This window comes from Flavobacterium sp. PL12 (assembly GCF_039123485.1).
Lineage (GTDB): Bacteria > Bacteroidota > Bacteroidia > Flavobacteriales > Flavobacteriaceae > Flavobacterium > Flavobacterium weaverense.
In genome coordinates, this window is sequence record NZ_JBANDI010000011.1 from 48,367 (window position 1) to 72,946 (window position 24,580).

General features: G+C 34.0%; 18 protein-coding genes and 2 riboswitches. Of the genes, 17 read left to right on the forward strand and 1 reads right to left on the reverse strand.

Annotated features, from left to right (window positions below; translation table 11 throughout):
- The first annotated feature begins 720 nt into the window (after positions 1-720).
- A riboswitch (SAM riboswitch) is annotated at positions 721-843 on the forward strand.
- A gap of 82 nt (positions 844-925) precedes the next feature.
- The 4 genes from thrA to RCH19_RS06905 all read left to right on the forward strand — a co-directional run bounded on the left by thrA (position 926) and on the right by RCH19_RS06905 (position 6,673).
- Positions 926-4,312: a bifunctional aspartate kinase/homoserine dehydrogenase I gene (gene thrA, locus RCH19_RS06890; RefSeq protein ID WP_343022599.1), complete on the forward strand. Its 3,387-nt coding sequence runs from the start codon at positions 926-928 to the stop codon at positions 4,310-4,312.
- 110 nt (positions 4,313-4,422) lie between these two features.
- Entirely contained in the window at positions 4,423-4,875 is a 453-nt protein-coding gene (locus tag RCH19_RS06895; RefSeq protein ID WP_343022600.1) for an OsmC family protein, read from the forward strand.
- Between the two features lie 90 nt (positions 4,876-4,965).
- Positions 4,966-6,138 (forward strand): aminotransferase class I/II-fold pyridoxal phosphate-dependent enzyme, encoded by a 1,173-nt coding sequence (locus RCH19_RS06900; RefSeq protein ID WP_343022601.1) that lies wholly within the window; start codon positions 4,966-4,968, stop codon positions 6,136-6,138.
- A gap of 124 nt (positions 6,139-6,262) precedes the next feature.
- Complete coding sequence (locus RCH19_RS06905) at positions 6,263-6,673, forward strand: Rrf2 family transcriptional regulator (protein WP_343022602.1); 411 nt, start codon at positions 6,263-6,265, stop codon at positions 6,671-6,673.
- 323 nt (positions 6,674-6,996) lie between these two features.
- Here the strand turns inward: RCH19_RS06905 and RCH19_RS06910 are convergent, their stop codons facing one another.
- Positions 6,997-7,755: a sulfite exporter TauE/SafE family protein gene (locus RCH19_RS06910; RefSeq protein ID WP_343022641.1), complete on the reverse strand. Its 759-nt coding sequence runs from the start codon at positions 7,753-7,755 to the stop codon at positions 6,997-6,999.
- A 345-nt stretch (positions 7,756-8,100) separates the two neighbouring features.
- On the opposite strand from RCH19_RS06910, the gene RCH19_RS06915 reads away from it, so the two are divergent.
- The 13 genes from RCH19_RS06915 (at position 8,101) to RCH19_RS06975 (ending at position 24,577) form a co-directional block, all read left to right on the forward strand.
- Positions 8,101-8,811, forward strand: coding sequence for a phosphoadenylyl-sulfate reductase (locus RCH19_RS06915; protein ID WP_343022603.1), 711 nt, complete (start codon positions 8,101-8,103; stop codon positions 8,809-8,811).
- A 97-nt stretch (positions 8,812-8,908) separates the two neighbouring features.
- Positions 8,909-9,808 carry a sulfate adenylyltransferase subunit CysD gene (gene cysD / locus RCH19_RS06920; RefSeq protein WP_121925044.1) on the forward strand — a complete coding sequence of 300 codons (900 nt, stop codon included), beginning with the start codon at positions 8,909-8,911 and terminating at the stop codon, positions 9,806-9,808.
- A gap of 111 nt (positions 9,809-9,919) precedes the next feature.
- A complete protein-coding gene (locus tag RCH19_RS06925) occupies positions 9,920-11,164 on the forward strand; it encodes a GTP-binding protein (RefSeq protein ID WP_343022604.1) in 1,245 nt (414 codons plus the stop codon).
- 107 nt (positions 11,165-11,271) lie between these two features.
- Complete coding sequence (locus RCH19_RS06930; RefSeq protein ID WP_343022605.1) at positions 11,272-13,365, forward strand: HEPN domain-containing protein; 2,094 nt, start codon at positions 11,272-11,274, stop codon at positions 13,363-13,365.
- Positions 13,355-14,131, forward strand: a complete 777-nt coding sequence (cobA, locus tag RCH19_RS06935) for a uroporphyrinogen-III C-methyltransferase (protein ID WP_343022606.1) — start codon at positions 13,355-13,357, stop codon at positions 14,129-14,131. Before RCH19_RS06930 ends, cobA begins: the two co-directional genes overlap by 11 nt.
- Positions 14,131-14,775 (forward strand): bifunctional precorrin-2 dehydrogenase/sirohydrochlorin ferrochelatase, encoded by a 645-nt coding sequence (locus RCH19_RS06940; protein WP_343022607.1) that lies wholly within the window; start codon positions 14,131-14,133, stop codon positions 14,773-14,775. Before cobA ends, RCH19_RS06940 begins: the two co-directional genes overlap by 1 nt.
- Before the next feature lie 100 nt (positions 14,776-14,875).
- Positions 14,876-15,928: an NAD(P)/FAD-dependent oxidoreductase gene (locus RCH19_RS06945; RefSeq protein ID WP_121925115.1), complete on the forward strand. Its 1,053-nt coding sequence runs from the start codon at positions 14,876-14,878 to the stop codon at positions 15,926-15,928.
- Positions 15,929-16,020: 92 nt separating this feature from the next.
- Positions 16,021-16,141: riboswitch (SAM riboswitch) on the forward strand.
- A 272-nt stretch (positions 16,142-16,413) separates the two neighbouring features.
- Positions 16,414-17,415 (forward strand): homocysteine S-methyltransferase family protein, encoded by a 1,002-nt coding sequence (locus tag RCH19_RS06950; RefSeq protein WP_121925049.1) that lies wholly within the window; start codon positions 16,414-16,416, stop codon positions 17,413-17,415.
- A 104-nt stretch (positions 17,416-17,519) separates the two neighbouring features.
- Positions 17,520-18,020 (forward strand): hypothetical protein, encoded by a 501-nt coding sequence (locus RCH19_RS06955; RefSeq protein WP_343022608.1) that lies wholly within the window; start codon positions 17,520-17,522, stop codon positions 18,018-18,020.
- A gap of 482 nt (positions 18,021-18,502) precedes the next feature.
- On the forward strand, positions 18,503-21,184 hold the full coding sequence (gene metH, locus RCH19_RS06960; RefSeq protein WP_343022609.1) for a methionine synthase: 2,682 nt from the start codon (positions 18,503-18,505) through the stop codon (positions 21,182-21,184).
- An 81-nt stretch (positions 21,185-21,265) separates the two neighbouring features.
- Positions 21,266-22,222 (forward strand): methylenetetrahydrofolate reductase [NAD(P)H], encoded by a 957-nt coding sequence (gene metF, locus RCH19_RS06965; RefSeq protein WP_343022610.1) that lies wholly within the window; start codon positions 21,266-21,268, stop codon positions 22,220-22,222.
- Between the two features lie 196 nt (positions 22,223-22,418).
- Positions 22,419-23,207 carry a polysaccharide deacetylase family protein gene (locus tag RCH19_RS06970; protein ID WP_343022611.1) on the forward strand — a complete coding sequence of 263 codons (789 nt, stop codon included), beginning with the start codon at positions 22,419-22,421 and terminating at the stop codon, positions 23,205-23,207.
- A gap of 62 nt (positions 23,208-23,269) precedes the next feature.
- On the forward strand, positions 23,270-24,577 hold the full coding sequence (locus RCH19_RS06975) for a TIGR00341 family protein (protein ID WP_343022612.1): 1,308 nt from the start codon (positions 23,270-23,272) through the stop codon (positions 24,575-24,577).
- Positions 24,578-24,580: the final 3 nt, after the last annotated feature.

Consider the following 24,580-nt stretch of genomic DNA (forward strand, 5'->3'; position numbering starts at 1 on the left):
CTTCCCAGGTAACGGGAGGCTTTTTTTATAAATAGTCGTGTAACATTTTTTTAATAGAATATAGTCAAAACAGATGAATAGAATAAAAAATCATAATAGTAGCAAGCTAGCAGTCACAAAAATAATTTGTGTCATTATGATGCTGCGTATGAATGTCTGTTAAATCCAAATGTGAAAGTTTAAAGCATAGCTTAAAACCCTTTTGGATATAAATCTAAAAGGGTTTTTGCTTTTAGAAATAAATGAAATAAGTAAAAAAATGAATATTATAAACCTAACAACTAATTAATTATGAGTGCCACTAAGTACGTAGCAAAAACATTTCAGTTATTAAAAAATCTTAATTTCAGAAATAAAAGAAAGAAGAGTAATGACTTTATAAATGAGTTAATCGATTCTAGATTCGGAGTTTCAATAAATGATAATTTATCACAGACAAAAGTGCCAAATTCATTGCTTTTTTTAATGTATTCAAAAGAGAATGAAACTTTATTTATTTAAAAAACGGGATTTTAATTTCCTCCATTTTAAAGTAGAAAAAACGTGCACTGCTTATTCAAATTAGAGATTGTAAAATCTATCGTTATATTTATTTTGCGAGAATAGGCAGTGTACTTTTCATTTTTAGAATGTAAAAATTAGGAATCAAAAGAGGCAAAAGTTTTGTTTTTAAAAATAATTACAGTTAATTTGCTGCTTTAAGTTCACACTTGTATTGAAATGTTATAAAGAAAGGCAGAGGGATTAGACCCGATGAAGCCTTAGCAACCCTTCGATTTATCGAAGAAGGTGCTGCATTCTACCTCGAACTGAAATTATTTCAGTTACATGGAAAGATAACAATAAGAATTCGTCTAGACACCTAACATCTAGCTTTCTTTCTAATATTTCCAGACACAAATCAAAAATCATTAAAGATTTGAAATTGGAAAATAAACCTTCATTAATTACATTACAAGATTTCACCACACATAATGGTGCTTTCTATGCTACACTTAACTTAAGTTATCAGGTTTTTGGTGCTGCTTTGCACACCGCTCCTATAATTTTAATCAATCACGCTTTAACTGGAAACTCACAGGTAATAGGAGAATCTGGTTGGTGGAATGAAATAGTAGGAGTTGATAAAACAATCGATACTAGAAAATATACAATCATCGCTTTTGATGTTCCAGGTAATGGTTTTAATTCAGCTACAATCGAGAATTACAGAGATTTTATTGCCAGAGATATTGCTAAAATTTTTCTGGAAGGACTTCGTGTCTTAAAAGTTGATCAACTTTTTGCGCTTATCGGTGGATCTGTAGGAGGAGGAATAGGTTGGGAAATTTTAGCCTTAGAACCAAAACTAACACAAAATTTTATTCCCATTGCTACCGATTGGAAAGCTACTGATTGGTTGATTGCTAACTGTTACTTGCAAGAGCAAATATTAAACAATTCCAAGAAACCTATAGAAGACGCGCGCATTCACGCAATGTTGTGCTACCGAACTCCTGAATCTTTTAAAGAAAAATTTAATAGAGATATCAATGTACAACTTGAAACCTTTCAAGTAGAGAGTTGGCTGAATTATCACGGAGAAAAATTGGAGAAAAGATTTCAGTTAGCTGCGTACAAGATGATGAATCAACTATTAAAAACGATTGATATCACTCGGAATCGAGAATCTTTAGAATCACTGATTTCTAAAGTCGATGCCAATATTTATATCGTAGGAATCAATTCTGATTTATTTTTTACGGCAAAGGAGAATAAAGAAACATACAACGATATTAAAAAATTTAAAAATAATGTATTCTATAGTGAGATTGACTCGCAGCATGGACACGATGCTTTCTTGATGGAATACGAACAATTAGACAATTTATTAGAAGTAGTCTTCAAAAATAAAAAACAAATGAAAATATTAAAATTTGGTGGAAAATCTTTAGCAAACGGTGAAGGGATTAATACGGTTCTAAATATTATTGAAAGTAAAATAAAGCAAGAAGAAAAAGTTGCAGTTGTTGTATCAGCAAGAGGAAAAGCTACTGATGAGCTAGATGATATTTTAACCATCGCTGTAAAAAATGGTAATTACAAACCACTTCTTGAGAGTTTTAAAAAATATCAAAAAGATGGATTTGAATCAATTGATTTTTCTGTTGAATTTGAAAAATTAGATAAGCTTTTTGAAGGCGTAAGTTTAATAGGCGATTACAGCACTAAAATTCAAGATCAAATTTTAGCGCAAGGAGAAGTGCTTTCTGCTAAATTACTTGTGTTTTTATTGAACGAAAGAGGTATTCTTGCAAAATTCGCCGATACCCGTGAATTGATAGTGACAGATTCGAATTTTGGGGATGCTCAACCTATTGAAGCTGCTTCGAAAAAGAATATCATCCAGATTTTTAAAGAAAATGAAGATGCCGTTTTAGTAATTACAGGTTTTATTGGTGCAAATGCAAAACAGGAGACCACTACTTTAGGTAGAAATGGAAGTAATTACACAGCTTCACTAATAGCAAATTTCATCAATGCTGAGGAACTACAAAATTTCACGCATGTTGATGGAATATATACTGCAAATCCAGATTTAGTTCTAGATGCTAAGAAGATAGATCACCTGACTTTTAATGAAGCTAATGAGTTGGCTAATTTTGGAGCAACAATTTTACATGCTAAGACTATCATTCCTTTATTAGAAAAAAATATCCCGCTTCGTATTTTAAATACTTTCAATCACGAAAATAAAGGAACTTTAATTACTGCTAATGCTGCAGGAGCTGGTATAAAAACACTTTCTGTTTTAAAAAATGTAGCTCTAGTGAATCTTGAAGGAAGAGGATTATTAGGAAAAACAGGTGTAGATGCTCGTATTTTTAAAGTAATGGGCGATAATGACATTAGTGTAAGTATCATTTCTCAAGGTTCGTCAGAAAGAGGAATTGGATTGGTCGTTGCAGCTGATAAAGCCACTAAGGCTATGATCGAATTAGAAAAGGAATTTGAAAATGATTTCTATTCTAAGGATGTAAATAAAATTACTGTAGTCGATAATGTCTCGGTAATTTCTATAATAGGCCAAGATTTAAGTACGTTCCATAAGCCGTATACTGCTTTAATTAAGAACAAAATAATTCCAATACTTTTCAACAATACTGTTACGGGTAAAAACGTGAGTTTAGTGGTTAAGAAAACAGAACTTTATAAAGCATTAAATGTTATTCACGGCGAGATTTTTGGAGTTTCAAAGAAAATAAATATTGCTATTTTTGGTCATGGTTTGGTAGGAGGAACTTTAATTAATCAAATTTTAGAGTCTGCTGAAGCAATTGATAAAAGGAAACATATTAAACTAAATGTTTTTGCTATTGCCAATTCTAAAAAAATTCTTTTAGACAAAAATGGTGTTTCTTTAGAATGGAAAAATCAAATTCAAGATCAAGGAATTCCGTACAAGATGGAAGACGTTATTGCTTATGCAAATGAACATCATTTAGAAAATTTGATTGCAATCGATAATACAGCAAGTGCTGCATTTGTCGAAAATTATATTCCGCTTGTAGAAAGCAGCTTCGATTTAATTTCGTCGAATAAAGTAGCAAACACCTTAAGCTATGGTTTTTATAAAGATCTAAGAAATTCGCTAGCCGAAAACCAGAAAAATTATTTGTATGAAACTAACGTAGGTGCTGGATTACCTTTGATTGATACAATAAAATTATTACACCTATCAGGTGAAAACATCACTAAAATTAAAGGTGTATTTAGTGGAACGTTAAGCTATTTATTTAATAATTTCTCTGCAAAAGATGCTCCATTTAGTGAAATTTTAAAAGAAGCAATTGAAAACGGTTACACGGAGCCAGATCCAAGAGAAGATTTATGCGGTAATGATGTAGGAAGAAAATTGTTGATTTTAGCAAGAGAACTAGATTTGCAAAATGAATTTGAAGAAATTAAAATCCAAAATCTTATACCAGAACATTTACGTGAAGGTGATGTTGCTGATTTTTTAACAAAACTCAAGGAATTTGATCCTATTTATAATAAAATAAAAGCGGACCAAAAACCGAATCATGTTCTAAGATATATAGGCGAATTGTCTGGAGATTTGCAGCATGATAAAGGAATACTGGAAGTGAAATTAGTTTCAGTTCCTTCAGATACTGCATTAGGAGGATTGAAAGGTTCTGATTCTTTCTTCGAAATTTACACAGAGTCTTATGGAGATCGACCAATTGTAATTCAAGGAGCGGGCGCTGGATCAGCGGTAACAGCGAGAGGAGTTTTTGGAGATATTTTGAGATTGTCGGATAAGGGATAAAATCCCCCTAACCCCCGAAGGGGGAATAAAGAAAATATAAATAAGTATAAAAGGGACATACCTCCGGTCTTGGCTCCCTCCCTTTCGGGGAGGGTTGGGGAGGGGATATTATGAAAGTAACATTAAATAGAGTAAACGACAATTTCCATTTCGAATTAAAAAACGAACGTGGACATATAGTAAACGTAGACAGTCGTCCAGAATTTGGAGGCAATGATATGGGGCCAAGTCCCATGGAATTGATATTAATGGGAGTAGCTGGATGTAGCGCCATAGATATGATTTCGATTCTAAAAAAGCAACGTCAAGAAATTACTTCGTTTAAAGCTGAGGTTGATGGCGAAAGAGTCCAAGTAGGAGAGGCAAAGCCTTTTAAAGACATTCACGTTGTTTTTCACTTAGAAGGTGAAATTATTCCTGAAAAAGCAGCGAGAGCCGCACAACTTTCTTTCGAGAAATATTGCTCGGTTTCGAAAACTTTAGAACCAACAGCTACTGTTCATTACAAAGTGGTTTTGAATGGAATCCCCTTAACACACGAAGGGGGAACTAGCAACTTATAAATAATTGCTGATTTTTTAAATAATAACACTCTAGTCTCGGCTCCCTCTCCGCCGCAGCGGAAGGGCTGGGGTGGGGAAAATACAACTTATATGAACGAAGAAGAATTTGGATTTGAAACCCAAGCGATCCGCAATCAAATAGAAAGAACACAATATTTAGAGCATTCAGTGCCTTTATACTTAACATCTAGTTTTGTTTTTGAAGATGCCGAAGATATGCGAGCATCATTCGCAGAAGAAAAGGATAGAAATATCTACAGCCGATACAGTAACCCAAATACCAACGAATTTGTAAATAAAATTTGTAAAATGGAAGGGGCTGAGGCCGGTTATGCCTTTGCTTCAGGTATGGCAGCGGTATATTCTACTTTAGGAGCTTTGTTAAACTCTGGTGATCACATCGTGTCAGCAGGAAGCGTTTTTGGAGCGACTCATTCTCTTTTTATGAAATACTTCCCGAAATGGAATATTGAGACCTCTTATTTTGATATCAACAAACCAGAAACTATTGAAAGTTTCATAAAGCCCAATACAAAAATACTTTTCGCAGAATCGCCTACCAATCCCGCAATTGATATTATAGATTTGGAGTTACTAGGAGACATAGCTAAAAAGCACAATTTGATTTTAATAATTGATAATTGCTTTGCTACACCTTACATTCAACAGCCTATAAAATGGGGAGCGCATTTAGTCGTTCACTCCGCAACTAAACTAATTGATGGTCAAGGACGAGTTTTGGGAGGAGTAACTGTGGGGGATGTTGATTTGATTAAAGAAATATATTTATTTTCTAGACTCACAGGGCCATCTTTATCACCATTTAATGCTTGGGTACTTTCAAAAAGTTTAGAAACATTGGCCGTTCGAGTAGAAAAACATTGCGAAAACGCGCTTAAAGTAGCAGAGTTTTTAGAAAGTCATCCTAATGTCAACCAGGTAAAATATCCTTTTTTAAAGTCTCACGCGCAATGTAAAATTGCAAAAAAACAAATGAGTTTAGGTGGAAACATTGTAGCATTTGAAATCAAAGGAGGTCTTGAAGCGGGAAGAGCATTTTTGGATAAAATTAAATTATGTTCATTGTCACCTAATTTAGGCGATACGCGAACAATTGTAACGCATCCTGCTTCAACAACGCATAGTAAATTATCAGTTGAAGAAAGATTAGCTGTAAGTATCACAGATGGTTTAGTTCGTGTTTCAGTTGGGTTAGAAACTGTAAAAGATGTGATTGCTGATTTAAAGCAGGCGCTTGCGTAAGATTTTAGATTTGTGATTAACGATTTTTGATTGTAGATTTGGTGTTGGTGCCAAAAATTAAAAAATACGATACTAATTTTTTAAAGATCTAAAATCGTTAATCCTCAATCAACAATAGTTAAAAATGCTTTCAAAAAAAACAAAATACGGAATAAAAGCAATGACTTTTTTGGCTCGTCAGGAGAACAACACTCCTATTCAAATTGCTGAAATAGCAAAAAGCGAAAATATTTCATTAAAGTTTTTAGAAAGTATTTTGTTATTACTTCGTCATTCGGGGTTTTTAGGTGCTAAAAAAGGTAAAGGTGGTGGATACTATTTGATCAAAGATCCCAAAGATATCAATATGGCTCATGTCTACCGAATTTTAGAAGGACCCATAGCACTTTTGCCTTGCGCAAGTCACAATTTCTATGAAAAGTGTGATGATTGTAAAGATGAGGTGGCATGTGCTGTTCGCAAACTAATGATTGATGTTCGTGATAATACGTTACAGATATTGGAAAGTAACACACTCGCTGATATCGCCTTTTAATTCATTATTTCAATACCATTTATTTGGGCGTGTCCCGCAGTTTACTTCGTCGTTCCTCCTCGCAACTTCGGGTCGGGCTTTACGTTCCCGCTTTTATTTAGTAAGTCTCGTTTTTCAAACGAAACCCAATAAATAAAGAGCTCCACTGCAATCCCTCACGCAAAAAAACCGATTTCAGTTTCAAATTCTTTTACGAAATAACATTTTAAAGGATCTCGGTAATAAAAAATACCGATCGATTATATTTTCTTAAATGTCTTATATGGATTAAAAAAGGAAGTACTTTCTTAGTAATTAAAATACCGCATCGCAAAACCTAAAAACTAAAAAAGCAATTTATATCCCACCATAAATAGCATGATAGCGATTGCATTTCTCAAAAACAAATCAGGAACTTTTCCGCTAAGCATGCTTCCAAAATAAATTCCAGGTAGAGAGCCCAGCAATAATTGTCCCAACAAGCCTAAATCTAAGTTTCCCATTGAAGCGTGTCCTAAACCAGCAACAAGTGTTAGCGGAACAGCGTGAGCAATTTCAGTTCCTACTAATCGTGGAGTTGCTAGAAGAGGATAAAGGAAAAACAAAGTGACAGTTCCCAAAGCTCCCGCTCCAATTGATGTTAGTGTAACTGTTGCGCCAAGTAATATTCCAATTGCGACTGTCAATAAATTGCGCGTTTTACTTTCGCTATGAAATTTATTGCCAGCGTGTTTTTGAGACAATATCAATAATTTCTTTTTAAATAAAATCGCTATTGACGTAAGGATAAGCGCCCAACCTAATCCGTATTTTATTATATCGTTTAGTGCGGTTACATCGGTTTTTATACTGTGTAAAATCCACAATGTTAGTAAAGCCGCTGGAACACTTCCTAGCGATAGCCAACCCGTAATAGACCAATTGATGTTTTGTTTTTTATGATGGACATAGATACCGCCCATTTTAGTAAAAGCTGCATACAATAAATCAGTGCCAACTGCGGTTGTAGGTGGAATTCCAAACCATAATAAGATAGGAGTCATCAAAGAGCCACCGCCTACACCTGTCATGCCTACAATGAAACCCACAACTAATCCTGCAATTACTAAACCGAATTAGAAATCCATAAAATTTTTTTTTCGACAAAAATAATAATATTTTATAATCATCCTATCGGGAAAGTAGAGTAATTAATATATTTTAGTTAGAATTACGTCAAATGTAAACTGACAAACTATTTTTTGAGGATATAATAAAATAATTGTTGCTGTTTAAGAATTCCATAAAAATAATGCTTAATCTCTTCAAAGCCTTTGCTGTCAAGCGCTAAGAAGCGAACTAAAATAGAATAAAATAATTTTTTTATTTTGTTTTCTAAAATTATATATTACATTTGCAATTCAATCTACTATTCCGATAGGGTAATAGATTTAAAATAACATACTATAATGAGTATAATACTAGCACAGCAATTAAGTGAAAAAACGAAAAACTTCTCAATAGACGAGACGTTACGTTTTTTAGCTTCTGAATTTCAAAACGAAATAGTTTTTTCAACTTCTTTTGGGCAAGAAGATCAAGTAATCACTGCGCTAATTACTGCTGAAGATTTGCCAATCACCATTTTTACTTTGGATACAGGCCGATTGTTTCAGGAAACTTATGATGTATTTCATAAAACATTGAAAAAATATAAAAAAGAGATTAAAGTTTACTTTCCTGAGTCTGTCGCTGTAGAAGAATTACTGAATAAAAAAGGTCCGAACAGTTTTTATGAAAGTATTGAAAATAGAAAAGAATGCTGTTTTATTCGAAAAGTAGCACCGCTAACCAAAGCATTAAGTGGGAATAAAATTTGGATTACAGGCTTGAGAGCAGAGCAATCAGACAATAGGAATGATTTGAATTTTTTTGAATATGATGCGCATTTCAAGATCATCAAATTCAATCCGTTATTGAAATGGACGTTAGAAGAAGTTCAACACTATATTGATCATCATAATGTGCCACAAAATGTTTTACACAAACAAGGATTTATAAGCATTGGTTGCGCTCCTTGCACCAGAGCGATTGCTGCAGGAGAAGATATTCGAGCAGGAAGATGGTGGTGGGAATCCAGCCATAAAGAATGTGGTTTGCATGAGGCGAAGAAAGAGTAAAGAACAAAGAGAATATAAAATATGATACTAGTGAGAGATTTTAGACGAGGCTATACTAACCTTGAACTTTTAACCTTAAACTTTTAAACAAAGAAAAATGAGTACGACATTAAAAACAAATGCTTTAGAAAGCGAAGCGATATATATATTTAGAGAAGTTATTTCTCAGTTTGACAAACCGGTTTTGCTTTTTTCAGGTGGAAAGGATTCAATTACTTTAGTGCGATTAGCTCAAAAAGCATTTTTCCCAGCTAAAATTCCTTTTCCATTGTTACATGTTGATACTGGACATAATTTTCCAGAAACTATCGAGTTTAGAGACCGATTGGTTAAAGAATTAGGTTTAGAACTTATCGTTCGAAATGTTCAAGATGCTATCGACGAAGGTAAAGTTGTTGAGGAATCAGGAAAATATTCGAGTAGAAATAGTTTGCAAACGACTACACTTCTTGATGCAATTGAAGAATTTAAATTTGATGCTTGCATTGGTGGTGCGCGTCGCGATGAAGAAAAAGCGAGAGCTAAAGAACGCATTTTTTCTGTTCGTGATGATTTTGGTCAATGGGATGAAAAAAATCAACGTCCTGAATTATTTGATTTGCTAAATGGCAAAATTGAAAATGGTCAAAATGTTCGAGTTTTCCCAATTTCAAACTGGACAGAGCTGGATGTTTGGAGTTATATCGAACAAGAACAAATTGAAATTCCATCTATTTACTTTTCACATAAACGCAAAGTTTTTATGCGAGATGGATTGATTTGGTCTCATTCTCCTTTTGTTTACCAAGAAGAAGATGAAGAAATCGAAGAAAGAATTGTTCGTTTCAGGACTGTGGGAGATATGAGTTGCACTGCTGCAGTTGATTCTTACGCTGCAACAATTACTGAGGTTGTCGGCGAAATTAGGACATCAACTATTTCTGAAAGAGGTGCTAGAATTGATGACAAACGTTCGGAAGCAGCAATGGAGAAAAGAAAACAACAAGGATACTTTTAGGAAATTATTTTAAATTATAAATTATGAATGTTTGAATTATTTCTGATGCATTTAAAATTCAACATTTAAAATAAAGTTTAGAATTCAATATTTAAAATAAAACAAAAACTGATGGAAGTTTTAAAAATAGCAACAGCAGGAAGTGTAGATGATGGAAAAAGCACTTTAATTGGGAGATTATTGTATGATACACAATCTTTAACATCAGATAAATTAGAAGCAATCGAAAAAAGCAGCAAGCAAAAAGGATATGATTATCTTGATTTTTCGCTAGCAACTGACGGATTAGTTGCTGAGAGAGAACAAGGAATTACAATTGATGTAGCGCATATTTATTTTTCGACAGCCAAGAAAAGTTACATCATTGCGGATACGCCAGGTCATGTAGAATATACAAGAAACATGGTAACGGGAGCTTCTACTTCTCAAGTTTCAATTATTTTGATTGACGCTAGAAAAGGAGTTATTGAGCAAACCTACCGTCACTTTTTTATCAATAATTTATTGAGAGTAAAAGATGTAATTGTTGCCGTAAATAAAATGGATTTAGTTGACTATTCTGAAGAAGTGTACAACAAAATCAAAGAAGATTTTCAAGCGTTAAATAAAAAAAGCTGCTACAAAGAACAAAATGTAAGTTACATTCCATTAAGTGCTTTAACAGGAGATAATGTGGTAGAAACATTAGGAAAAATGCCTTGGTACACTGGACAAACTATTCTACAACATTTGGAAGGATTAGAGTCAAAAGATATCTATGATAATGGAAAAGCACGTTTTCCTGTACAAACGGTAATCCGTCCTAAGACAGAAGAATACCACGATTTTAGAGGATATGCTGGTAAATTATACGGTAATAATATCAAAGTTGGAGATGCTGTGACAGTTCTTCCTTCGTTAACCGAATCTAAAGTGACGAAAATTCACTTTTTCGATAAACAATTTAGTGAAGCAAGCGTTGGTTCTTCCATTACTCTTGAATTAGAAAATGATATTAATGTCACTAGAGGAGACATGATTGTAAAATCAGATGAACTTCCTAGAATAGAAAAAGACATCACTACAACCGTTTGCTGGATGGACAGCAAAAAATTATTTGCAGGAGCTAAATATTATATTCAGCATAACACAAATAGAGTTTTAGCTAAAATTGATAGTGTTAAAAACGTTATCGCAACTGATTATTCAGGTGCTACGCCAGCTACTCAATTATCTATTAATGAAATTGGAGAAGTCACAATTAAATTGAGTAAAGCTCTTTATTTTGATTCTTACAACGATAATAAATCAAATGGCGCTTTTATCTTAATTGATGCATCCACAAATACTACTGCTGGAGTTGGTTTTATAAAGTAGATCCTCCTAAACCGCCTCGGAATAAACAACCATTTAAGACAACCACTTTCCATAACGGCTCCCTCTACTTTGGAGGGGGTCGGGGGGAGGAAAAATCATACTAGGAAATGCAAAGTTTTAGAACAGAATTAGAAAATCCAATCGTCGAAAAAGAAATAATTGATTTAGAAAAAAAGATTCATGCTTTTCGTGGCGGAACAATTGATGGAGAACGTTTTCGCAGTCTTCGTTTAGCACGAGGAATTTACGGTCAGCGCCAAGAAGGAGTTCAAATGATACGCATTAAATTACCTTTTGGAAAAGTTACTAGCGAGCAATTAGTGCGTATTACAAAAGTTTCTGATGAATATTCAACAGGCCGTTTGCATATTACCACTCGTCAAGATATCCAAATTCACTATGTCAGTCTAGACAGAACACCTGAACTTTGGGCAAATTTAGCTAAAGATGATATCACATTGCGTGAAGCTTGTGGAAATACGGTTCGTAATATTACAGCGAGCGAATTAGCGGGTGTTGATGTCAACGAACCTTTTGATGTGTCTCCTTATGCGCACGGAATGTTTCAATATTTGTTGCGAAATCCTATTTGCCAAGAAATGGGACGTAAATTCAAAATTTCATTTTCTTCGTCTGATGAAGATACTGCTCTAAGTTATTTACATGATTTAGGATTTATTCCAAAAATTGTTAATGGAAAAAGAGGATTCAAAGTGATGCTTGGTGGTGGATTAGGTTCTCAACCTATTCACGCAGAACTTTTAAGCGATTTTATTCCCGCAAACGAAATTGTTCCAACGGCTGAAGGTATCATTCGCGTTTTTGATAGACATGGGGAACGCAATAAAAGAATGAAAGCACGTATGAAGTTTTTAATCAAAGATATAGGAAAAGAAGCTTTTCTAGAATTGGTTGAAAAAGAGAAAAAAGCAATCGCTTTTGAGACATACGAAATCGACATTGCAGGATTTGATGAAACTATTCCAGAAACTTTATTGGAAGTGCCAAAAGTTACGATTACGGATGCCTCCGCTTATGAAAAGTGGAAAAAATCTAATGTTATCCCGCAAAAACAAAAAGGATATGTTGCTATAGGTATCAAAGTACTTTTAGGTGATTTTTATACGGACAAAGCGAGAATTTTAGCAGACTTAATAAAAAATTATGCGGCCAATGAATTGCGTTTTTCACTGCGTCAGAATATTGTTATTAGGAATGTAAAAGACGAAAATCTTCCTTTCTTTTATCAAGAATTGGCTAAATTAGATATGGTCGCTCTAGGATATAATTCTACTGCTGATATCACCGCTTGTCCAGGGACTGATACTTGTAATCTCGGAATCGCAAGCAGCACCGGAATTGCAGAAGAACTTGAGAAAGTTATTGAAGCCGAATATCCTTACTATAAAAACAACAGCGAAATTGAAATTAAAATTAGCGGTTGTATGAATGCTTGCGGACAACATAATATGTCAGCAATTGGTTTTCAAGGAATGTCAATTAATGCTGGAAAATTAGTTGCTCCTGCTTTGCAAGTTCTTTTGGGTGGTGGAAACCTAAGAAACGGGAAAGGTCGTTTTGCTGATAAAGTAATCAAAATTCCCAGCCGACGAGGACCTGAAGCGTTGCGATATATTTTAAATGATTTCGATGCAAATGCAAATGGATCTTCATTTGTGAATTATTATGAAGAAAAAGGTGAGAAGTATTTCTACGAAATTTTAAAACCTTTAGCTAATATAACCAACCTCACAGAAGCTGACTTTGTTGATTGGGGAAATGCTGATAATTACGTGAAGGCTGTTGGAGTTGGTGAATGTGCTGGCGTCGTGATTGATTTAGTAGCGACTTTATTATTAGAAGCTAAAGACAAATTAACTTTTGCGAGAGAAGCTTTCGAAGAGAAAAAATGGTCAGACGCTATTTATCACGCCTATTCCGGTTTTGTAAATGGTGCCAAAGCACTGTTACTTTCTGAAAACCAAAAAACGAATCATCAGGCAGGAATAATAGAATTATTTGATACCGTTTTTGTAGAAACAAATAAAATTCCCTTTCAAACTTCATTCAAAGATTTAGTTTTCCAAATCAATAAGAATGAGCCTTCTGAGGCCTTCGCCAAAAAATACATACAACAAGCAATCACCTTTTTTGATACTATAGAAGAGTTCAGAGCTAAAGAATTAATATATGAAAAATAGAATCAAACCTCAAGTAACTTTAGTTGGTGCGGGTCCAGGAGATCCAGATTTACTAACAATAAAAGGAGCAAAAGCTTTGGCAGAAGCCGATGTCGTTTTGTACGATGCGCTATCAAATGATGAACTATTATCTTTTGCACCTAAAAACGCATTAAAAATATTTGTTGGAAAAAGAAAGGGTTACCATGCATACACGCAAGAGGAAATTAACCAATTAATTGTAGACAATGCGCTGACTTATGGCCATGTGGTTCGGTTGAAAGGTGGAGATCCATTTATTTTTGGAAGAGGAAGTGAGGAAATAGAATTCGTAGAAAGTTTTGGAATTCCCACATTTGTAATTCCTGGAATTTCATCCTCGATTGCGGTTCCTGCAATGCAAGGAATTTCGTTGACAAAGAGAGGAGTTTCAGAGAGCTTTTGGGTAATTACGGGAACAACTTCGACAAGAAAATTGTCTAATGATGTTGCTTTAGCGGCTCAATCAACAGCAACAGTAGTAATATTGATGGGTATGAGCAAGTTAGATGAAATTGTTGCTTTATTCCAAAAAGTGTCTAAAGGAGAAATGGCAGTTGCAATTATTCAAAACGGAACAACACCTCAGGAAAAAGTAGGAATTGGAACAATCGATAGCATTCAAAAAGTCGTTGCAGAGAACAAATTGAGTTCTCCTGCGATTATCGTAATTGGTGAAGTTGTCAAAGAAAGTAATAAGTTAAAAGGCTTTTACGAAGAATTTGTCTCTTCTAAAATACGATTGTAATGAAACAAGAAGAATCATTTTCCAAAATTCACGACTCGGCTCCCCTCTCCTTCGGAGAGGGGTTAGGGGAGAGGAATGAATTGTATCCCATTTTTTTAAAAGTGCATCAGCTAAATGTACTTATTGTTGGCGGCGGAAATGTAGGATTAGAAAAATTATCTTTTTTATTAAAATCTAGCCCGAAAGCTATCGTTGAAGTTGTAGCTCCGCGATTTTTACCAGAATTAGTCGATTTAGTACATCAACATGATTCGGTAAAACTGACAATGAAAAAATTCAGGAAAAGAATGCTTAAAAAAAGGCATTTGGTTATTGCTTGCACGGATGATTTAGAAGTCAATAAGAAGATCTACAACTTATCAAGAGAAAGATATTTGCTGTGCAATATCGCTGATACGCCTCAATTGTGTGATTATTATCTGGGCGGAATTGTCACTAAAGGCAACGTAAAAATTGCTATATCAACTAATGGTAAATCTCCGACAACAGCTAAAAGGCTGCGACAATTTTTTGAAGAAGTAATCCCAGATGATATTAATAAAATGGTAGAAAACTTAAATGAATATCGGAAAACATTGAAAGGAAACTTTGAAGAAAAAGTTGAAAAAATGAATAAGATTACTGAAACGTTAAAAAATATATAAAAAGTTCCTGTAGATTTAAAGGAATGATAAAAATCATAAAAAGGAGAAGCAAATATTCGTTTCTTTGTAAACTCAAAAAATGACTATAAATAGTAATGTAATGATTAAAACTGATATTCTTATAATAGGAGCTGGTCCAACAGGTTTATTTGCTGTTTTTGAAGCCGGTTTGTTAAAGTTAAAATGCCACATACTAGATGCGTTGCCACAAGCAGGAGGGCAACTTTCAGAATTATACCCTAAAAAACCAATATACGATATTCCAGGATTTCCAGAAGTTTTAGCTGGGGATTTAGTTGATAACTTAATGGAACAAATTAAGCAGTTTGAACCTGGATTTACGTTAGGAGAACGAGCAGAAACAATAGAAAAGCAAGATGATGGAACTTTTATAGTTACATCTAATAAAGGAACACAATTTCACGCTCCAGTAATTGCGATTGCAGGTGGTTTAGGAAGTTTTGAACCAAGAAAACCACTTATTGATGGGATTAATTTCTATGAAGATAAAGGAATTAAATATTTTATAAAAGATCCAGAGGAATTTAGAGATAAGAAAGTTGTTATCGCTGGAGGTGGAGATTCTGCTTTAGATTGGAGTATTTTCCTGTCTAATATTGCTTCAGAAGTAACGTTAGTTCATCGAAGAAACGAATTCAGAGGTGCTCTAGATTCTGTTGAAAAAGTACAAGAATTAAAAGATGCTGGAAAAATAAGATTAATCACACCGGCAGAGGTTATCGGTATAAATGGCGCCGAACATATCGAATCGGTTGTTTTAGATGAAAACGGAGCACAAAGAACAATTGCTACAGATTTCTTTATTCCACTTTTTGGTCTTACACCTAAATTAGGTCCTATTGGAGATTGGGGATTAGAAATTGAAAAGAATGCAATCAAAGTAAATAATGCTTTAGATTATCAAACTAATATTCCGGGTATTTTTGCAATAGGTGACGTAAATATCTATCCAGGAAAATTAAAATTAATACTTTGTGGCTTCCACGAAGCAACTTTAATGTGTCAAGCTGCATACCAGATCATAAATCCAGGTAAGAAATATGTTCTAAAATACACTACGGTTGCTGGAGTAGACGGCTTTGATGGAACTCGTAAAGAAGCTCCAAAAGCAGTGGTTAAAGCAATAGTTTAACAATTTCCCATAAAATAGTTAAAAAATATAGCGTTATTACTTGCAAGTAGTAGCGCTATGTCTTTACTTTGCATTGTTCATATATTTATTGACAGTTATCACGAAAGGCGGAGGGAAAGACCCAATGAAACCTTAGCAACCCTTTATCTTTTAAAGAAGGTGCTACATTCTACTTTATGCTGAATTTATTTCAGTAATTAAGATAGATAACACACGAATACTCACAGCAGTATTTCTCAAAATTTTTCTTGATAACATATCGATATTTAGCCCACTGAATTAATTTCAGTTTTAGGAGCGAATTATTATGCTTTTTTGCTAATAATTTTCCCGCTGTTCACTGTATCTTTTTATACTGAAATAAATTCAGCATAAAAAGGATGCCGTTTCCATCGGGGCTAAGCAGTTTATATATTGAATTTTTGTTAGTATTAATAAAATGTACAGATCTCTATAACAAAGAGGTTTTTAAGAAATAAACGATTATGTCAGATATTCAAAAGGCCATAAAAGAGAGAATTCTTATTCTTGATGGCGCAATGGGAACTATGTTACAACGCTACAATTTCTCCGAAGAAGATTTTCGTGGAGAGCGTTTTAAAGATTTCCCACATTCACTTAAAGGAAATAATGATTTACTATCACTGACCCAACCCAAAGCGATAAAAGAAGTTCATGCTAAATATTTTGATGCAGGAGCAGACATCATAGAAACGAACACTTTTTCGAGTACCACTATTGGAATGGCTGATTATCATCTCCAAGATTTTGTATACGAAATGAATTTTCAATCTGCAAAAATTGCTCGCGAAGTTGCTGATGACTTTACCGCTAGAAATCCAGAGAAACCTCGTTTTGTAGCAGGTTCAGTAGGACCAACAAATAGAACGGCAAGTATGTCGCCAGATGTGAATGATCCAGGGTATAGAGCAGTAACTTTTGATGATTTGCGCAAAGCTTACAAGCAGCAAGTAGAAGCCTTGATGGATGGTGGCTGCGATATATTACTTGTAGAAACTATTTTCGACACCTTGAATGCTAAAGCAGCGCTTTTTGCTATTGAAGAAGTCAAAGACGAACGCAATATTGAAATCCCAATCATGGTTTCAGGAACAATTACCGATGCATCAGGAAGAACACTTTCAGGACAAACGGTTGAAGCATTTTTAGTTTCAGTTTCACACATTCCATTATTAAGTGTAGGTTTCAATTGTGCGCTTGGAGCTGACTTATTGAAACCATACTTGCAAACATTATCTCATAACACATCATTTAATGTTTCGGCGCATCCTAATGCAGGATTGCCAAATGCTTTTGGAGAATACGATGAAACACCAGAAGAAATGCAAGCCCAAATCAAAACGTATTTAGACGATAATTTAGTAAATATAATAGGTGGTTGTTGTGGAACAACTCCACAACACATCAAGTTGATTGCAGATATTGCTAAGGATTATAAACCAAGAGTTTCGACTGCGGTGATGTAAAACACTAATAACCTTTGTCAAAGTTTTAAACTTATAAATGGAGAGTTTTGACTGTTATGATGTAAATCTTTTTTTATTTAGAAATGAATTAAAAATTAGAAGCTATGTTAAAAAAAATCAATGCATTATTTGTACTTTTTAGTTTGATGTTTTTTTCAAGTTGTAAGCAAGAAATCAAAATTGATAGCGGTCGAGAATTAATTATTCAAAATATAAATGTTTTGTTAGATTCTGTTGAGCGTTTTGATACAAGTAAAATGCCTACTTCAGAAGAGTTTAAAAACGTTAAAATTGAGCAGATAAAAATAGGGTTAATTGATTCTGTTTTAGTTCAAAATATAAAAGACTACAATTCAAGTTTCATTATTAATAGAAATGATTTAGTTAATTTCAAATCAAATTATAATATAGAGATAGTAAAGGTTAATAATGATGATATCAATTTTTTGTTTGTGAGTTTTTCAAATTTCAAAGTTGACAAGTACAAAGCGACTATCGATGTTAAAAAAATGATTGGAATAGCTATGACCAAGGACAGATATTATTTTACAAAAGAAAATGGACATTGGGTGTTTGTCAGTAAAAAAAATATTGGAATAGGATAAATCATTTGCGAGTGCGAGAGTCTAGCTCGTGTCCACAAGGAGACTAAACGTGCTCAAGAAATAAAAGCATCAAGTGAGTCATTCCGAGGAACGACGGAATCGCATCACGAGAGCAACTAGTAGGATTGCTTCGTTCCTCGCAATGACAGAGAATACCCTGCGAGCGCGAGCGTCATGCTCGTGCCCACAAGGAGAATAAATATTTTCCAAGAAAAAAGCTATAGAGGAGATCATTCTGGCAAGTTGAGAGGAATTACGCAAAGGAATCGCATCATAAGGGCAAAGAAATAGGATTGCTTCGTTCCTCGCAATGACAGAGTACAAAACTGCGTGAGGGATAGTAGCGGCATCCTTTTGTGAAGCGATAGCGAAACAAAAGATATAGCGGATAGCCCGACCCTTTTGGGGCACGCCCAAAATAATAAGATAAAAGATTAAATCTATTTCGTTTTTAAAATGATTTAGAATTAAAAATAAATAAAATGGCAGAAAAAGTAACAAGAAAAAACCTTGTATTAGCAGGATTAGAGCCTTTGATTATAACACCAGAGAGTTTGTTTATCAACGTTGGAGAACGAACAAACGTTACAGGTTCTAGAAAATTTCTTCGGTTAATTAAGGAAGAAAAGTACGAAGAAGCACTAAGTATTGCAAAAGAGCAAGTAGAGGGTGGCGCCCAAATCATCGATATTAATATGGATGAAGGGATGCTCGATGGCGTTTATGCAATGAAAAAATTCCTGAATTTGATTGCTGCTGAACCTGATATTTCCCGTGTACCCATCATGATTGATAGCTCGAAATGGGAGATTATTGAAGCAGGTTTAAAAGTAGTTCAGGGAAAAAGTGTAGTGAATTCTATTTCTTTGAAAGAAGGTGAAGAAGCTTTTATTCAACACGCTAAATTAATCAAACGTTACGGAGCCGCAGTAATTGTAATGGCTTTTGATGAGGTTGGACAAGCTGATAATTACGAGCGAAGAGTCGAAATTTGTCAGCGGTCATATGATATTTTAGTGGATAAGGTTGGTTTTCCAGCACAAGACATAATCTTTGATTTAAATATATTTCCAGTTGCAACAGGAATGGACGAGCATCGCCTTAATGCTTTAGATTTTTTTAGAGGAACAAAATGGGTTCGTGAAAACTTACCTCATGCGCATATTAGTGGTGGAGTAAGCAACGTGTCCTTTTCTTTTAGAGGGAACGATACGGTTCGTGAAGCCATGCATTCTGTGTTTTTGTATCATGCCATTCAAAATGGAATGACAATGGGAATTGTAAATCCTGAAATGCTTTCGATTTACGACGAAATCCCAAAGGATTTATTAGAGCATGTTGAAGATGTTATTTTAAATAGAAGAGATGATGCGACAGAACGCTTATTGGATTTTGCAGAAAATGTAAAAGGCGATGTAAAAGGAAATGAGAAAGCAATTCAAGAATGGCGTTCAGGAACCGTTCAAGAAAGAATTACGCATTCGCTTGTTAAAGGAGTTGACCAGTTTATTGAAGAAGATGTCGAGGAAGCGCGACTATCAGCTAAAAAACCAATTGAAGTTATCGAAATAAACTTGATGACAGGAATGAATGTCGTGGGTGATTTATTTGGATCTGGAAAAATGTTTTTGCCGCAGGTGGTAAAATCGGCTCGTGTAATGAAAAAAGCGGTTGCTTATTTATTGCCATTTATTGAAGCTAGCAAACAAGCGGGCGATAAGCAAGGAAATGGAAAGATCTTAATGGCAACTGTAAAAGGGGACGTTCATGATATTGGTAAAAATATTGTTTCGGTGGTTTTAGCGTGTAATAATTATGAGATCGTAGATTTGGGTGTGATGGTTGCTCCAGATAAGATTATAGCTGCGGCAATAGAACATAACGTTGATATTATTGGTCTTAGTGGATTAATTACTCCGTCGCTTGACGAAATGGTTTATCTAGCTAAAGAATTAGATAAGCGTGATTTCAAAATCCCTATCATGATTGGCGGTGCGACTACTTCGAGAGCGCATACTGCCGTTAAAATTGCCCCACAATACAGACAAACAGTAATTCACGTTAATGATGCTTCAAGAGCTGTTACGGTCGCGGGAAGCCTGCTTAATAATGATCGAAAAATATATATGGCATCGATTCGTGAAGAATATGACGCTTTTAGAGAGACATTTTTAAATAGATCTCGAGATAAAAATTATTTAACTATTGAACAAGCTCGAAAGAATAAATTGAAGTTGGATTGGGAGAACTACACTCCTAAGAAACCGAATTTTATTGGCGTAAAATCAATCGAAGTTGATATAGATGTTTTAGTTCCATATATCGACTGGACGCCATTTTTTAGAACTTGGGAATTGCACGGAAAATATCCAGCTATTCTTACTGATGAGGTAGTTGGTGAGCAAGCAACTGCTGTTTTTGCTGATGCTCAGGAAATGTTAGCGGTTATTTTGAAAGAGAAAAAGCTTGATGCCAAAGGAATTTACGGTATTTTTCCAGCGAACCAAGTCAACGATGATGATATCGAGCTGAGCGACGAAAATGGAAAAGTATTAGATAAATTTTTGACATTACGTCAGCAATCACAAAAAACTAAAGGTGCTCCAAATATTGCATTATCTGATTTTATTGCACCAAAAGACAGTGGTAAAACGGATTACATGGGTGCGTTTTGTGTTGCTACTGGTTTTGGTGTTGATGAATGGGCTGAAGAATTTGTAAAGGATTTAGATGATTATAATGCGATAATGGTCAAAGCATTAGCGGATCGTTTAGCGGAAGCTTTCGCAGAATACCTTCACGAAAAAGTACGTAAGGAAATTTGGGGTTACTCAGCTGATGAAGCTTTAAGTACGGAAGATATGATTGCAGAAACCTATAAAGGAATTCGTCCAGCACCAGGTTATCCAGCTTGTCCAGACCATTTAGAAAAGCCAACAATTTTTAAACTACTTAATGTAGAAGAAGAAATTGGAGTTGTTTTAACCGAAAGTATGGCGATGTGGCCTGCTTCTGCTGTTTCAGGATATTATTTTGCCAACCCAGAAAGCAAATATTTCGGACTAGGTAAGATAAAAGATGATCAAGTTATTGATTACGCTAAGCGAAGAAGTATTCCAACAGAAGAAGCAATGAAGTGGTTAAACCCAAATATAGCAGATTAAAAAATTAGTCATAATGTCAAAAGTTATAAAGTCCAAAGGATTTGACTTTAGACTTTAGGCATTCAAACTTTAAGACTTAGAATGAAAGTAACACAACATATAGAGGAATCCAAAGGAGAAACATTATTCTCATTTGAAATTATTCCGCCTCAAAAAGGCAAAAGTATTCAAGAATTATACGACAATATTGATCCATTGATGGAATTTAAACCACCATTCATTGATGTTACTACTTCACGAGAAGAATATATTTATGTAGATAAAGGCAATGGTTTATTAGCTAAAAGATTAACGAGAATGCGTCCAGGAACGCTTGGTATCTGTGCTTCTATAAAACATAAATATGATGTAGACACTGTCCCTCATGTTCTTTGTGGTGGTTTTACTAAAGAGGAAACGGAGTATCTTTTAGTAGATTGTCACTATTTAGGAATTAATAATGTTATGGCTTTACGCGGTGATGCGATGAAGGATGAGCAATCCTTTGTAGCAAAAGTTGGAGGGAACAATTATGCAGTTGATCTGGTAAATCAAATTTATCATTTGAATCAAGGGAAGTATTTACATGATGTAATGCATGTGGACAACAAAGCTGATTTTTGTATAGGTGTTGCAGGTTATCCTGAAAAACATCTAGAATCACCTTCACTACTTTCCGATTTAAAACGTCTTAAAGAAAAAGTTGATGCAGGAGCAGATTATGTGGTTACACAGATGTTTTTTGACAATGCTAAATATTTTCAATTTGTTGAGAAAGCAAGAGAAATGGGAATAACTGTTCCTATAATTCCTGGTATTAAACCGCTTGCAGTGCAAAGACATTTACAGGTTTTACCACAAATTTTTCGTATCGATTTGCCTGAAGAATTAATCAGAGCAGTGGACGATTGCAAAGATAATGCAGCCATTAGAGAAGTAGGAATTGAATGGGCAATCCAGCAATCATTAGAGCTTAAAGCTGCCGGTGTTCCGGTTTTACATTATTACTCAATGGGAAAATCAGAAAATATTAGACAAATAGCAAGTCAGGTTTTTTAAGAACAATAAAAAGTCAGGTTTCGTTATTTGAGAAGATGCTTTCTTTACTGTTTGATTTCTATTCGATTTTGATTTCTTTTACTTAAAACAAGAGCATAATTTATTCCTACTAAATTTTGAAAAAAAATAGTGTGTAAGAATAAGTAGATTTAATTCAATTACATTTATCAAATAAAAACGATAGAGAAAACAATATATGAATCTAAAATATGCTTTTGCTTTCGTTGCTTTTCTTTTTCTGACTGCTTGCAGCAAGAATGAAAATGACCTTATTGCTGTAAAAGATCAAAAGATTCAGGCAGGAGTGGCAATTACTTTTGATGATAACTACGTCGATGAATGGTACGATGCAGCTAAAGTTTTAGAGAAATACAATTGGAAGGCTACATTTTTCGTTTCACAATTTAATACTCTTTCTTCTAAAGAATTAAATAAATTAAAAATCTTAAAACATAGAGGTAATGAGATAGGCGGCCATGGATGGATTCATGTAAAAGCTGCACCTTTCGAAAAGAACAATGGCAAAGCCAGTTATCTCGAAACGGAGATTTTTCCAATGATAAATTCTATGAATCAAAAATCATTTGAGATTCACTCTTTCGCTTATCCCTACGGATCAAGAGATGCGTTGACAGATACTATTTTACTCAATGAATTTAATATTATTAGAGGAACGACTTATGGTAATGAACCGCCACATTTACAGAGATGCTATTTTGACAATCAGAGTAGGGTATTATTTGGTTTAGGAATCGATAATAATTATGCACAATACAGCATTCCTTATTTTCTATCATTACTAGAATATGCAAAAGCTAATAATAAAGTCGTCGTATTTTATGCTCATAAACCGGTTTTGAAATCAAAATCAAAATACGAAACAGAATACAAAACATTAATCGCGATTTGTAAATATATTCAAGATAATGACATGAAATTTTACACTGTCTCAGACCTGTATTTGAAAGAAAGAAATAAAAAATGATTTGGTTATGGTATTCGAGAATAAAAATGTAATTTCATTTTTGTTTAAAAAACGTAACATTGATGAAAGAAATTCTGCATAAAGTTATAAACTTCATAAACCTTCATACAGGAGAAGAAGATCGGCTTAAAGTTTTAGAAAATGTAAAAGCTAATATTTCTTTTAGAGGTTCAAATTTTTGGATTTTAGCTTGTGCAATTGTAGTCGCATGCGTTGGATTAAATGTAAATTCCACTGCTGTAGTTATTGGGGCGATGCTTATCTCTCCATTAATGGGACCTATTGTTGGTGCCGGTTTTGGTTTAGGAATTTATGATTTTAATCTACTAAAAAAAGCCTTAAAAAATCTTCTGATTGCAACAATCGTAGGATTAGTAGTCTCCACATTTTATTTTTACTTAAGTCCATTTAAGGAAACGCAATCTGAATTGTTATCCAGAACTTCTCCCAATATTTATGATATTTTTATAGCCTTTTTTGGTGGTTTAGTTGGTGTAATCGCCATCACTAGAGTAGAGAAAGGAAATCCAATTCCTGGAGTAGCGATTGCAACTGCATTAATGCCTCCTTTGTGTACAGCTGGATATGGATTAGCGATTGGTAATTATAGTTATTTCTTTGGTGCGATTTATTTGTACGTTATCAATTGTGTTTTTATTTGTATTGCTACCTTTCTAATTGTAAAATATCTTAAATATCCATCAGCAAAGCAAATTGACGAGACTAAAGAAAAAAAGGTAAAATATGCAATGACATCGTTGATATTAGTAATGATTATTCCTAGCGTGTACTTTGCTTACATATTAATTCAAGAAAAGAAATACAATCAAAAAATAGAACTTTTTATAAGTGATGAATTTACCGCAAAAGGGTATACGATTCTTTATAAAAAAATCAAAACTAACGTAAGTCCTAAAAATATAGAATTAGTGTTTTTAGCTAAAAAGACTAGTGACGATGAATTGAAGGTCCTAAATAAAAGACTGAAAACCTATGGTGTTGAAAATACAGAACTTAAAATTCGACAAGACACCACCGATATCAAAAAGTATATTTCGAATCAAATAAATTTTGAAAAAGCGACTATAAATAAAAAAGATTTAACCATTCTAGAATTAGAAAAACAGATAAAGAGAAATAATTATAATAATGCTGTGATTTTAGCCGAGGCAAAAATAATTTTTCCTGAGATTGAAAACTTGTCAATTTCTAATCATATTTACGATGAAAACACAGAAAAAGCTCAAATAATTCCGGTGCTCGTTTACAAAAGCAAAAGGGAATTAAATAGAGCCTCAAAAACAAAGTTTGTTTTATGGCTTCAGCAAAGACTTTCAAAAGAGAAGGTTGAAGTTTACAGACAGATTTAGAGG